Origin of the sequence: Pseudomonas sp. HLS-6, from assembly GCF_002753995.1 — a bacterium.
Taxonomy (GTDB): Bacteria; Pseudomonadota; Gammaproteobacteria; order Pseudomonadales; family Pseudomonadaceae; genus Aquipseudomonas; species Aquipseudomonas defluvii.
The window spans coordinates 2818846-2832056 of record NZ_CP024478.1 but is presented as its reverse complement, the minus strand read 5'-3'; the positions used below and the strand labels follow the sequence as shown (position 1 = coordinate 2832056).

Below are 13211 nucleotides of genomic sequence, written 5' to 3'. Positions count from 1 at the left end.
GGGCTATCGCTGGCAAGCCGGCAGCTACAACGCGTTGCGCTAGCTGCCGGCATTGCTGGCGATGGGCGCCAGAGGCGCCCCTGAGGTTCACATCAGCGCTGAGCGGTCTTGGTGTCCCAAGCCGGGATCTTGAACACCCAGAACGAACCACCCTGTGCCACCGGCTTGGTCAGCTCGGCCATGTCGCCACCCCACAGTGGTACCGCGCCGCCATAGCCGACGGTTACGCCAATGTACTGCTCGCCGTCTTGCTCCCAGGTAATGGGCGGCGAAACGATGCCGCTACCGGTCTGGAATTTCCACAGCTCTTCACCGGTCTTGGCGTTGAAGGCCTTGAAGAAGCCGTCACCGGTACCGGTAAACACCAGGTTGCCCTTGGTGGCCAGTACACCGGCCCAGAGCGGCAGGCGCTCTTTGTGTTCCCAGACCATCTTGCCGGTGGTCGGGTCCATGGCTCGCAGCGAGCCGACGTGGTCTTCGTACATGCGCTTGATACGGAAGCCCATGCCAAGGTACGCCGAGCCTTTCTTGTAGTTGACCTCTTCGGTCCAGTATTCCTCTTTCCACTGGTTGGACGGCACGTAGAACAACCCGGTGTCCTGGCTGTAGGCCATTGGGTTCCAGTTCTTGCCACCCAGGAACGGCGGCGAGACTTCGACCGGCTTGCCCTTCGTCTGGCCTGGCTCAGGCTTGGCTGGACGCTGCCCCGGGTTTTCGACCGGGCGACCGGTCTTGAGGTCGATATGGCTGGCCCAGGTGATGTTGTCGGCGAACGGGAAGGCGTTCTTCAGCTTGCCGTTGGTGCGGTCAACCACGTAGAAGAAACCGTTACGGTCGGCGTGGGCGGTGGCCTTGTACTGCTTGCCATCCTTGTCCTTGTAGTCAAACAGCACCAGTTCGTTGTTGCCGGAGAAGTCCCAGGCGTCGTTCGGGGTGTGCTGGTAGAACCATTTCACTTCGCCGGTGGTGGCGTCGACGCCTACCTGGCCGGAGGTGTAGAGGCTGTCGTAGTCGTGTGGGTTGCCGTCTTTGGCAGTACGTGCCCAGGTGTTCCACGGGCCAGGGTTGCCGGCACCGACGATGACGGTGTTGGTTTCGGGATCGAAACTGGCGCTCTGCCATGGGGCGCCGCCGCCATGGCTCCAGGCTTCGACCTTGCCGGTTTCGGTGGTGGGGTCGTTCGGCCAGGACGGCGCCTTGACGTCACCGGTCGGGGTGCTGTCCTTGCCGTTCAGGCGGCCCATGTGGCCTTCAACGAACGGACGCATCCAGACTTCTTCACCGGTGTCCGGGTCGCGGGCGAACAGTTGGCCGACCACGCCAAATTCATCGCCAGAGCTGCCGTGAATCATCAGGACCTTGCCGCTTTTCTGGTCTTTGACGAAGGTCGGCGCACCGGTCATGGTGTAACCGGCGCTGTGGTCGCCGAACTTCTTGTTCCAGACGACCTTGCCGGTGTCCTTGTTCAGTGCGATGACCCGGGCGTCGAGGGTGCCGAAGTAGATCTTGTCGCCGTAGATGGCGGCGCCACGGTTGACCACGTCGCAGCACGGACGGATGTTGTCGGGCAGGCGGTGGTTGTAGGTCCACAGACGCTTGCCGGTCTTGGCGTCGAGGGCGAATACCCGCGAGTATGAGCCGGTCACATAGATCACACCGTCGTTGACGATGGCCTGGGATTCCTGGCCCCGCTGCTTCTCATCGCCAAACGAATAGGACCAGGCGGGGGTCAGCTTGAACACGTTCTTGTCGTTGACCTGAGCCAGCGGGCTCCAGCGCTGAGCGTTGGTGCCCATGCCGTACTGCAATACGTTTTCGGTGGTCGTGTGGTCGTTGGCGATGTCTTCCCAGCTCACGGGCTTGGCATGGGCGGCCGGGGCCAGGGCAAGGCTGCCGACCAGCAGGACGGTCTGCACGGCGATGGACAGTGGCGAAAGCGCGGCGGGTAACGATCTTATTGTCATGGTGAGTGTTCCCAATGGAGGTTTTGGCCTGCATAGACTGGAACGCTGCTGCGCTGCGTGATATGGAAAAACTCCCGCCTGCCCCGGGAAAACTTCCCACCCCGGATATGATTTGGCACTGCCCCACAAGCCCTACTACCAAGGGAGTAAGGCGCGACCACCAAAGCAGCATGGGGGCACCTCTGCGGCCTTCCTAAGATGCCCGGCAGAACCTTTCAGTCGAGAGGTTTTCGCGTGCATCGTGCAGAGAAGTCGAGGGCAGAACAATGAAAACAGTAAAGAAAGCCTGGTTGAGCCTGATTGTGACGGGCAGCCTGTTGAGTGCGGGCGCAGTCTTCGCCCATGGCAACGTCGTTCCCCAGGCGGTCAAGACCGACGGTCTGGAGCAACTGGGCAGCGAATGGCGCACGGAAAACCCTTATCGCAACACCGAACAACAGGAAAAGGCAGTCTCGATCGGCGCGTCTGCCTATAACCAGAACTGCGCCGCCTGCCACGGTCTGGAGGCCAAATCCGGTGGTATTGCACCGGACCTGCGCATGCTCGATGCCGGCGTGAACGGTGATGAATGGTTTGTTGAGCGCGTGCGCAACGGCGCGGTGCGCGACGGTCGTGTGTACATGCCGAAAATGGCAGATTACCTGAGCCAGGAAGCGCTTTGGGCGGTACGCAGCTACCTGGACAGCGTGCACGTCGAGGAGTGAGCCATGAGCCGCGGGCCGTTGCTGCTGGCGCTGCTGATGCTCGGTATGCCTGTGCAGGCCATTGAGCCAGGGCCGGACCCGGTACCGTCGGTGATGTGGGAGTTCTACCGTAAACAGTGGATCAAGGACGACCCCTATCTTTTTGATGCGCGGGTGCGTGTGATTGCCCCGCCATTTGCCGAGGACGCCCGCCAGGTACCGCTGCAAATCGATGCGCGTGACGTGCCGGGTAAGGTTACGCGCATTATTGCCTGGGCAGAGCTTAACCCCTTGCCGACAATCGTCGACTTTCAACCGGGGCCTCATGTGTTGCCTTGGCTGGCGATCCGTATCCGTATTGAGCAGGCTACGGCCTTGCGCGCAGCCGTGCAGACCGAAGACGGTGTCTGGCATGTCGGCTCGACCCTGATCGATGCGGCGGGTGGCGGCTGTACGGCGCCCAGCGTGGTGCGCAGCCAACCTGACTGGGAGCAGCGCCTGGGCCAGGTACTGGGTGGCCGCTACCCGCGAGAGGGGTTCAGTCGCCTGCGCGTGCACGTTGCGCACCCCATGGACAATGGCCTGGTGGCGGGCACACCGGAGTTTTTCATCGAGCAGGCTGAACTGTTCGACGTCGCCGGGCACTCGTTGGCGACCCTGGTGTTGTACCCGGCGGTGAGTGAGAACCCCAGCCTTTCTTTCGATCTGCGCGATACCGGCCCGGTACGGCTACGCTTGCGCGACAACAACGGCAATCAATTCGATGCTGCCCTGGAGTGAGACCCACCCATGCGCTTGATAGTGCTATTGCTGGCTGCGTTCAGCCTGCCGAGCCTTGCCGATCTGGACTACCGGCTGATGCCGCGCCAGATCGCCACCGACACCTGGATGCTGGAGGGCAGCACCGAAAACTTCTCTCGCAGCAATGGTGCAAACATCGTCAACAGCGCGTTTATTGTCACGGAAGCCGGCGTCGTGGTGATCGACACGGGGCCGTCACTACGTTACGGCCAGGCCTTGCGCCAGGCCATCGCCCGTGTGACCGACAAGCCTGTCGTGCAGGTGCTGTTGACCCACCATCACCCCGACCATGCGCTGGGTAACCAGGCGTTTGCCGATGTGCCTGTCGGGGCCCTGGCCGGGACGGGTGTGCGGCTCAAGGAGCAGGGCGACGCCCTGGCCGAAAACATGTACCGGCTGGTGGGTGACTGGATGCGCGGCACTCAGGTGCACTTGCCAGACCAGGTGCTTGAGCCCGGCCTGCAGGTGTTTGGCAGCCACCCTTTGCGTTTGTTGGCGTTCAGCGGCCACAGCGGTGCGGACCTAGCAGTATTCGATGAAAAGACCGGGGTGCTGTTCGCCGGTGATCTGTTGTTCTATCAACGCGCCCTGACCACACCGCATAGTCCGGGGCTGGATGTCTGGCTGCAGGACTTGCAGCAGTTGAAAGGCTTGCCCTGGACGCTGCTGGTACCTGGCCACGGTCCGCTGGCCAATGACTCGGCGCCCTTTGAACAGATGGTGGATTACCTGGGATGGCTCGATGGGTTGCTGCACGACAGCGCCCTGCAAGGTCTTGAGATGAACGAGGTATTGGCAACGCCGATCCCTGAGCGCTTTGCCGGGATCAGCCTGACCCAGTATGAGCTGACCCGAACCGTCAGCCATCTGTATCCGCAGTATGAACGTGACGTGTTGCGCCGGGTGGATCGCTGAGGTTTGGCCGTGAGTACGCGGCGTTTGTAGCGCTGGCAAGCCAGCCTCTCACCGCAGAGGCTGGCTCTTGTAGCGGTCAGAGCGGGTAGTGCTTCAATTCCCGCGCAATCAGCATCCGCTGGATTTCGCTGGAGCCTTCATAGATCTGGGTGATCCGCGCATCGCGGTAGTAGCGCTCAACCGGGTAGTCTTCCAGGTAGCCATAGCCGCCATGCACCTGAATCGCCTTGGAACATACCCGCTCGGCCATTTCCGAGGCGAACAGCTTGGCCTGGGAGGCTTCCGACAGGCACGGCAAGCCAGCGCTGCGCAGGCGCGCGGCGTGCAGGATAAGCAAGCGTGCAGCGTTGATCTGCAGTTGCATGTCGGCCAGCAGGTTGGCGATGCTCTGGTGTTCGTTGATTGGCTTGCCGAACTGGATACGGTCGCGGGAGTAGGTCAGGGCCGCTTCAAACGCAGCGCGGGCGATGCCCAATGCCTGGGCAGCAATGCCGATACGCCCGCCTTCAAGGTTGGACAGCGCGATGGCCAGGCCTTTGCCGCGCTCGCCCAGCAGGTTGGCTGCAGGAATACGGCAGTTGTTCAATGTCACGGCGCAGGTGTCGGAGGCACGGATACCCATCTTGTGCTCGCTGCGATCGACGACAAAGCCTTCGTTGTCGGTAGGCACCAGGAAGGCCGAGAGGCCTTTCTTGCCCAACTCTGGATCGGTCACGGCAAAGACAATCGCCAGGCCAGCGCGGCGGGCATTGCTGACGAACTGCTTGGCACCGTTGATGACCCAGTGATCGCCTTGCAGCTCGGCACGGGTGCGCAGGTTGTGGGCTTCCGAGCCGGCTTGTGGTTCGGTGAGGCAGAAGCAGCCGATGACCTTGCCCGTGGCCAGTGGCTCAAGCCAGGTCTGTTGTTGCTCGGCGCTGCCATAGGCCAGCAGCGGGCCGCAGCCGACCGAGTTGTGAATACTCATCAACGCGCCTGTGGCGCCGTCACCCACGGAAATCTCTTCAACCGCCAGGGCGTAGGCGACGTAGTCGGTGTAGCTGCCGCCCCATTGTTCCGGCACGACCATGCCGAGCAGGCCGAGTTCGCCCATCTTCGCGACCACACCATCGTCGATCCAGCCGGCTTTTTCCCAGGCTTGGGCGTGGGGGGCAATTTCGCCTCGGGCGAAGTCGCGCGCCATGTCGCGGATCATGATCTGTTCTTCAGTCAGTTCCAGGTCTTGCATGTGCGTACTCCAGCCCTCAGAGGCCTTCGAAGAATTGGTCGACGCGCTTGGATTCCAGCGCCGCCAGGGTCGGCGGGTTCCAGCGCGGTTGTTTGTCCTTGTCGATGATCAGCGCACGTACGCCTTCGATCAGGTCGCCGTGCTCGAACCATTGCCGGTCCAGGTGCAGTTCCATTTTGAAGCAGTCTTCAAGGCTTAGCGTGCGACCCCGACGAAGCATCTGCAAGGTGACCGCCATGGCCAGCGGTGAGCGACTCTCCAGGATCTCTACGGTTTTCAAGGCCCACTCGCGGCTATCGGCGACGCTCACGCTGCGCAGTTGCTCGATGATGCTCGGCAGGTCGGGCTGGGCGAAGAAGTGGTCGATGGCAGGGCGCAGGCCTGCCAGTGGCGGATTGTCCAGCGCCTGGGTGCCGAGCTTGGCCAGTACGCCTTGCAGGTCCTTGAGTGGGTTGGCACTCCAGTTCAGCTTGTCCAGGCGCTCTTCCAGCACGGCCAGCTGGTTGCTCTCGACGTACCAGTCGGCCAGCCCGCAATAGAGTGCATCGGCGGCCTGCACCTGCACGCCGCTGACACCCAGGTAAATGCCCAGCTCGCCGGGGATGCGCGAGAGGAAGTAGCTGCCGCCGACATCCGGGAAGTAGCCGATGGCGGTTTCCGGCATGGCCAGGCGGCTGCGTTCGGTCACGATACGCAACTCGGCGCCTTGCGCCAGGCCCATGCCGCCGCCCAGTGTGAAACCGTCCATCAAGGCGAGGATCGGTTTGCGGTAATGATGGATCGCCAGGTCAAGGGCATATTCCTCGACGAAGAAGTCCTTGTGCAGGCTGTCACCGGCTTTGTAGCTGTCGTAGAGCGAGCGGATGTCACCACCGGCGCAGAAGCCCTTCGGGCCTTCTCCACGCAGGACGACAGCACGTACCTGAGGATCGCTGCTCCAGGCCTTGAGGTGCTGGTGCAGGCTGCGCACCATTTCCAGTGTGATGGCATTGAGGCCGGCGGGGCGGTTGAGCGTCAGGTAACCGATATGGTTGCGGACCTCCGCCAGTACTTGGGTCGTGTCGACAGAGACCGGAGGGTGGGCTTGCGCGGTCATCGCTATCTCCCTGCTTTGTTATTGATTTTCCACATGAATTGTCACGCTGTGGATGAGCCTTCAAGGATTGCCGGATCGTAGCAGTGCAAATTTGCCGAATACAATCCGCAAAACTGCAGTCCTAATCTGCATTTTTGCATGGCGAACCACGCCTTATGCCTACAGTACTGGCACTTTAGCGTTGTGGCACCGCCGTACGCGGTACTAGTGCCCTTGGCCCACCGCCTGTCACGCCGGGCCAAAGCAGCAGCACTTTGCCTCCAATGCAGTGTAGGGCAGCCAGCGCAGGCTTCCGATAATCGCCTCCGACACCTGTCCCCCTGCTTGCGGAGAGCGCCATGCACAACAATAACAACGCCAATGCCCGTTTCCTGCCCTTGCTCGCCAGCGTCGCAGCCCTGGGCCTTAGCCCCTTGGCCGAGGCCGAAATCATGCTGTACGACAAGGACCAGACCACCTTCGCTACCGACGGCTACATCAACGCCTTCTACGTCAACAGCGATGTCGACCGTGCGGGTGAGCAGTACGATCGGCGCCAGTCACGGGTGAAGATGGGCTTTCTGCCCAACTACCTGGGTTTCAACATGACCCGTCAGGTCGATGACCTGAAGCTGGGCGGGCGTGCTTCGTTCTGGGTGACCATCAACGACAGTGAGACCAACGGCACTGACACGGCCATCGACGTCCGGCAGTTCTACGGTACCGTGGCCAACCCCGAGTGGGGCGAAGTGCTGATCGGCAAGGACTTCGGTCTGTTTGCCCGCTCCAACATCCTGCTCGACGAGTTGCTTGCCGGTTATGGCCAGGTCAGCGACACCTTGGGGCTGGTGGACGGTGGCGGGGTATCGTTCGGCAACATCGGCAGTGGCTATCCATACCCGTTCCCGACCTCACAGATTACCTACCGCACGCCGCTGATGGACGGGCTGCGCGTGGCGGTGGGGATCATGGACCCGGTTGATACCAACGATGACAGCGATGTGGGCAAGGCCTATCAGGAAGCCCCGCGTACCGAGAGCGAGATTACCTATCAGTTCGACCTCGGTGGCGCGCAGATCTACAGTTGGCTCAACGGCTCCTACCAGACTTCGGAGAACACCGACAGTACGGTCGATACGGTGACCTCCAAAGGGCTCGGCTACGGTGTGCAGGCCAAGATGGGCAGCTTTTCGCTGACCGGCTCCGGCTTTACCGCCAAAGGGATCAATCCGTTTTTTACCAACAATGCCGGGGAAGCGACGCTGCGCGAGGTGGACAGCAAGGGTTACCTGATGCAGGGCTCGTACCGGTTCGGCAAGAACCGCGTGGCATTGTCCTATGGCAAGACCAACGATGATGGCAACGGTGCGGTCAATACCGGGGCGGATTACGAGACCCGAGGTGTCGCCTTGTTTCATGACATCAACGACAACCTCAAGCTGGTGGCCGAGTACAACCAGTTCGAGATCACCGGGCATGAGGGCGATGCCCAGAACGAAGACACCGATACCTTCGCGGTGGGGGCCGTGCTGACCTGGTGAGCTCCCATGCCTCTGGTTTCTGACAGGGCCTGCGCCTGACACCCACGGCACTACAACCAACGACACGCCAACCCAGTACCCAAGTAGCATTCGGCCTGTGCTGCACCGCTCGTACACTGCCGCCATGAGCTATCGCCCCACCCAGGAGGCCGTTATGCAGCAGTTTCAGGCCGAAGGTGTCATCAGCGCCATGTCACGGGCCGCAGCCGCCGACGAGGTGGCGCAGGACCTGGCTCGGCAACTGCTGCACCCGCATTTGGGGTTTGTGCTGTTTTTCTGCTCGGCCGAGTACGACCTGCCAGCCTTGGCCCAGGCGTTGGGGCAAAGCTTTGGCGGGATCCGCCTGGCCGGTTGTACCAGCGCCGGAGAGATCACCCCTGACGGCTACGGTCGCGGGTGTGTCACGGCGCTGGGTTTCGACCATCGGCAGTTTTCCATTGCCGCCGAACTGGTCGATCACATGCAGCATTTCAGCCTGATCGATGCTCAACACATGGTTGAGCGCCTGGTCGGTGGGTGTCGGGGCAACACCCTGGCGCCGATCAAAGGTCACAGCTTCGCCCTGACCTTGCTTGATGGCTTGTCCAGTCGTGAAGAAATGTTCCTCGCTGCCCTCAGTGCGGCACTGGGGGATATCCCGCATTTCGGTGGTTCGGCCGGCGACGACAACTACTTGCACCACACCCATGTCTATTTTGACGGCGCCTTCCACACGGGCGCGGCAGTGGTGCTGTTGGTCAATACCTGGCTGGATTTCGAGGTGTTCACCACCCACCACATCCAGCCACGTACAGAGAAGCTGGTTGTCACCCGGGCTGACCGCAACCTGCGCCGTGTGTATGAGCTCAATGCCGAACCTGCGGCATTGGAATATGCACAACTGATCGGTGTGCCGGTCGAGGCGATCAATCATCGGACCTTTGCTGCGCACCCGCTGGCCGTTCGGCTCAATGAGCGCTACTACGTACGGGCCATTCAACAGGTTCACGATGACTTGAGCCTGAGTTTCTACTGCGCGGTGGAGAACGGCATCGTGCTCACCGCCATGCACCCCGGGCCGCTGATACCCAACCTGGAGCAGTTGTTCGAAGGGCTGCAGCAGCGCCTGGGGCCGCTGCTGTTGACCATCGGTTGCGACTGCTTCCTGCGTCGCCTGGAGCTTGAAGGCAGTGATGACTTTGTCGCCGTCAGTACATTCCTGCGCGAACGCCGAGTGCTTGGCTTCAACTCCTATGGAGAACAGTTCAATGGCATGCACATCAACCAGACCTTCACCGGTGTTGCCATTGGACGGCCCCGAGATTTGCGCAGCGGAGCAGATTGCCCAGCTCCAGCGGGCCAATCAAAAACTGGCCAGGATCAATGCGGCGCTGATTGAACGCCTGGAGTCGGGGGCTGCGCGTCCTGACGACTCCTACGCAGCATTCCAGCACTCGGTCGTCCTGGCCGAGCAGGTGCGCGAGCGTACCGATGCGTTGAACCAGGCAATGGCTGAACTCAAGGCCAGCAATCATTTGCTCAGCGACGCCCGATTGCGCGCCGAGACGGCCCATCAGCATCTGGTCGATGCGATTGAGAGCATCTCGGATGCGTTCGTGTTGTTCGATCAGGACCTGCGTATCGTGTTGTTCAATAGCCGGTTCAAGGCCTTTTGGGCCGGTAGCCGGATCCGCATCATCAGTGGCATGCGCCTGGCTGAGGTCAAGCGCCTGATGCACAGCACCGGCCTGTTCGCCGAGGCGTTGCGCGGCTCGGCTGAAGAACACGCGGTGTACCGCCTGCATAACGGGCGCTGGCTGCAGGTCAGCGAGCGCCCGACCCGTGACGGTGGGCGGGTGATGCTGTTCACCGATATCACCGAGGTCAAACTCAGTGAAACCCAGCGCCGTGAGCAGGCGCTCGCACAAAAAACGCGGCTGTTGCAACGGGCCGTCGACAACCTCTCCCAAGGGGTGGCGATGGTCAGTGCCGACGGTGTTCTCGAATTGTGGAATCGACGCTTTCTCGAACTCAGCGGGCTGGCACCGATTGCCGCCCATCGCGACTTCGCCGAAGTGATCGGCGACAGCGAATTGGCCTTGCTGACCCCCTCCAGTCGCGATGCCAATGGCCGCGCCATCCGTGAGCTGGAGCAGCGCCTGTACGATGGGCGCATGTTGGAGATACGTACTCATCCATTGCCCGCAGGTGGGTTCGTCAACACCTTCACCGACATTACCGAGCGTTACCAGCATGCTGAAGCACTGAGCGAAAGCGAGCGCTGGATTCGCCTGATTACCGACCACGTACCGGCGCTCATTGCCTACCTCAATGCCGATCTGGTCTACGAGTTCACCAACAAGGTGTACGAGCAGTGGTATTGCTGGCCACGCGGCCTGATGCTTGGCCAGAGCCTGCGCGAGGCGCACAGCCCCGAGCACTGCCAGCGCCTGGAAAGCTACGTTGAACGCGCGCTGGCGGGGGAGAGCGTGACCTTTGAGATGGCTGAAACCAACGTCAACGGCCAGGAACGCTACATGCTGCGCTCCTATGTCCCTAATCAGTTGGCCAGTGGTGAAGTGGTTGGTATCTTCGTACTGATTCGCGACATCACTGAGCGTCGGCGTACTGCAGAGGCCTTGCACCAGGCCTATCAACACCTCGAAGTGCGGGTGCGCGAACGCACCGCTGAGCTCACAAGCCTCAATCAGCAGCTGTTGCGTGAGATCGAGGAACGACGCACGGCCGAGGCGCGGCTGCGGGAGGCCAAGCAGGATGCCGATCGGGCCAACCTGTCCAAGACCAAGTTCCTCGCTGCCGTCAGCCATGACTTGCTGCAGCCGCTCAATGCCGCGCGATTGTTTACCAGCGCGTTGCAGGAGCAGCCCAGCAGCAGCCCGGCGCTGGTGCGCAATGTCAGCAACTCGCTGGATGATGTGGAGAACCTGCTCGGTACCCTTGTTGATATTTCCAAGCTCGATGCCGGGGTGATCAAGGCCGATGTTGCGCCTTTCGCGCTGAGTGACCTGCTCGATAACCTTGCGGCGGAATATGCCCACATCGCCGACACTGAAGGTTTACGGTTGGATTACGTACCGTGCAGCCTGAAAGTGCGCAGTGACATCCAGTTGTTGGCGCGCATCCTGCGCAACCTGCTCAGCAACGCCATCCGCTATACCCCCCGAGGCCGCGTGTTGCTGGGCTGTCGTCGGCGCGGTAAGCGGTTGTTGATTGAGGTTTGGGATACCGGTATCGGCATTGCTGCCGACAAGCGCGGTGAGATCTTCCAGGAGTTCAAGCGCGGTGATGTTCAGCGCCCGGATCAGGATCGCGGGTTGGGGCTGGGGTTGGCCATCGTGGAAAAAATCGCCGGCATTCTAGGGCACCGGATCGCGGTACGCTCGACGCCGGGTAAAGGCTCTGTGTTCTCCATTGAAGTGCCGCGCAGCAAGCGCGGGCCTCGCACTCGCATAGCCACGCCACCGCTGGAGCCGTTTGTGGAACGCCTGCAGGGCGCGCGCATCTGGGTGTTGGACAATGACGCGGCGATCTGCGCGGGGATGCGCACCTTGCTTGAACAATGGGGGTGCGAAGTGGTGACCGCGCTGAGCGAAGCAGACCTGGCTCGCCAAGTGGCCACCGACCATGCCGGTGCCGACCTGTTGATTGCCGATTACCACCTGGATAACGACCGCAATGGTGTTGACGCCGTGGCTGCGATCAACGCCCGGCGGGCGACACCCTTGCCCGCCTTGATGATCACCGCCAACTACAGCAACGAACTCAAGCAGCAAGTGCGGGCCTTGGGGCACAGCTTGCTGAACAAACCAGTGCGGCCGATGAAGCTCAAGGCTGCCATCAGCCACCTTCTGGGCCCGGTACTCAGCGCGGCAGACGTCCGCTGACGAAGTGGCTGACATCGTTGTAGCCATGGGTTGAGGCATGGCCCGGGGTCACCAGCGCCTCGATGAAGGCTTCGTCTTCGGCGTTGATCTCGACCGACAGGGCGCCGCTGTAGGTGTCCCATTGGGCCTCGGTGCGCGGGCCAACGATGGCTGAACTGATCAGTCGATTGTTGAGCACCCAGGCAATGGCGAACTCGACCATGCCAACGCCTTTGGTTTCGGTGTAGGCGTGGATCTTCTGGGCGATTTCCAGCGACTCGGCTCGCCATTCCGTTTCCAGGATACGTTTGTCCTGGCGTCCGGCCCGGCTGTTGGCGTCAGGGGTGGCATTGGGCGCGTACTTGCCGCTGAGGACGCCACGGGCCAGTGGGCTGAAGGGGACGATGCCCAAGCCATGATGGGCGGCGGCGGTGAACTGCTCAGGTTCGGCCTGACGGTTGACGATGTTGTACAACGGCTGGCTGACCACGGGTTTTGCGACACCCATGCGCTCGGCCAGGTTGACGATCTCGGCAATGCGCCAGCCGCGAAAATTCGACACACCCCAATGGCGGATCTTGCCCTGGCGCAGCAGGTCGCCGATGGCGGATACGGTGACCTCCAGCGGGGTGCCATGGTCTTCGCGGTGCAGGTAGTAGATGTCCAGATAGTCTGTGCCCAGGCGTGTCAGGCTGGCTTCGATGGCATTGAAAATATGCTTGCGGCTCAGCCCGCTGCGGTTGGGAACGCCATCCACGGGGCCGAAGCCCACCTTGGAGGCCAGCACCCAATCCTGACGATGGCGGGCGATGGCTTCGCCGACAATTTCTTCGGAGCGGCCGCCGTTGTAGACGTCAGCGGTATCGATGAAGTTGATGCCCTGGTCCCAGGCCTTGTCGATGATACGCAGCGAGTCTTCGGCGCTGGTCTGTTCGCCGAACATCATGCTGCCCAGGGTCAGCGCGGACACTTGCAGGCCGCTTTGGCCCAATGGACGGTAGATCATGATTGAAGCCCCCTGTGCGTTTTGGATCCCATCTGTTTTACACAGATCTGTGAGGGATTAAAAGCATTGCTTGCAGGCCCCAGAAAGACACGTCGTGTGCGGCAGATGACACAGTTCAGCGTGCTGATCATCGTC

9 protein-coding genes and 1 pseudogene are annotated in these 13211 nt (G+C 61.5%); 6 read left to right on the top strand and 4 right to left on the bottom strand.

What is annotated here, in order from left to right; translation table 11 throughout:
• Positions 1–92 precede the first annotated feature (92 nt).
• On the bottom strand, positions 93–1964 hold the full coding sequence (exaA, locus tag CS390_RS13195; protein ID WP_065758345.1) for a quinoprotein ethanol dehydrogenase: 1872 nt from the start codon (positions 1962–1964) through the stop codon (positions 93–95).
• Positions 1965–2230: 266 nt separating this feature from the next.
• Between exaA and pedF the strand changes: the two genes are divergently transcribed.
• Genes pedF through CS390_RS13180 form a run of 3 tightly spaced genes read left to right on the top strand, consistent with a single transcriptional unit; the run spans position 2231 to position 4363 of the window.
• On the top strand, positions 2231–2668 hold the full coding sequence (pedF, locus tag CS390_RS13190) for a cytochrome c-550 PedF (RefSeq protein ID WP_099774919.1): 438 nt from the start codon (positions 2231–2233) through the stop codon (positions 2666–2668).
• Positions 2669–2671: 3 nt separating this feature from the next.
• A complete protein-coding gene (locus CS390_RS13185) occupies positions 2672–3427 on the top strand; it encodes a quinoprotein dehydrogenase-associated SoxYZ-like carrier (protein ID WP_065758347.1) in 756 nt (251 codons plus the stop codon).
• Between the two features lie 9 nt (positions 3428–3436).
• Positions 3437–4363, top strand: coding sequence for a quinoprotein relay system zinc metallohydrolase 1 (locus CS390_RS13180; protein ID WP_099774917.1), 927 nt, complete (start codon positions 3437–3439; stop codon positions 4361–4363).
• Between the two features lie 76 nt (positions 4364–4439).
• Here the strand turns inward: CS390_RS13180 and CS390_RS13175 are convergent, their stop codons facing one another.
• Both CS390_RS13175 and CS390_RS13170 read right to left on the bottom strand, forming a co-directional pair.
• Complete coding sequence (locus tag CS390_RS13175) at positions 4440–5591, bottom strand: acyl-CoA dehydrogenase family protein (protein ID WP_065758349.1); 1152 nt, start codon at positions 5589–5591, stop codon at positions 4440–4442.
• A 16-nt stretch (positions 5592–5607) separates the two neighbouring features.
• Positions 5608–6687 carry an enoyl-CoA hydratase/isomerase family protein gene (locus CS390_RS13170; protein WP_099774915.1) on the bottom strand — a complete coding sequence of 360 codons (1080 nt, stop codon included), beginning with the start codon at positions 6685–6687 and terminating at the stop codon, positions 5608–5610.
• A 338-nt stretch (positions 6688–7025) separates the two neighbouring features.
• Between CS390_RS13170 and CS390_RS13165 the strand changes: the two genes are divergently transcribed.
• The 3 genes and pseudogenes from CS390_RS13165 to nahK all read left to right on the top strand — a co-directional run bounded on the left by CS390_RS13165 (position 7026) and on the right by nahK (position 12091).
• On the top strand, positions 7026–8207 hold the full coding sequence (locus CS390_RS13165) for a porin (protein ID WP_099774913.1): 1182 nt from the start codon (positions 7026–7028) through the stop codon (positions 8205–8207).
• Between the two features lie 154 nt (positions 8208–8361).
• Positions 8362–9507: pseudogene (gene nosP, locus CS390_RS13160) on the top strand (nitric oxide-sensing protein NosP); the annotation flags it as partial.
• Complete coding sequence (gene nahK / locus CS390_RS13155; RefSeq protein ID WP_099774911.1) at positions 9455–12091, top strand: hybrid sensor histidine kinase/response regulator NahK/ErcS'; 2637 nt, start codon at positions 9455–9457, stop codon at positions 12089–12091. The pseudogene nosP and the gene nahK, both read left to right, overlap by 53 nt.
• Here the strand turns inward: nahK and CS390_RS13150 are convergent.
• Complete coding sequence (locus tag CS390_RS13150) at positions 12069–13076, bottom strand: aldo/keto reductase (RefSeq protein ID WP_099774909.1); 1008 nt, start codon at positions 13074–13076, stop codon at positions 12069–12071. The genes nahK and CS390_RS13150 overlap by 23 nt on opposite strands.
• Between the last annotated feature and the right edge of the window lie 135 nt (positions 13077–13211).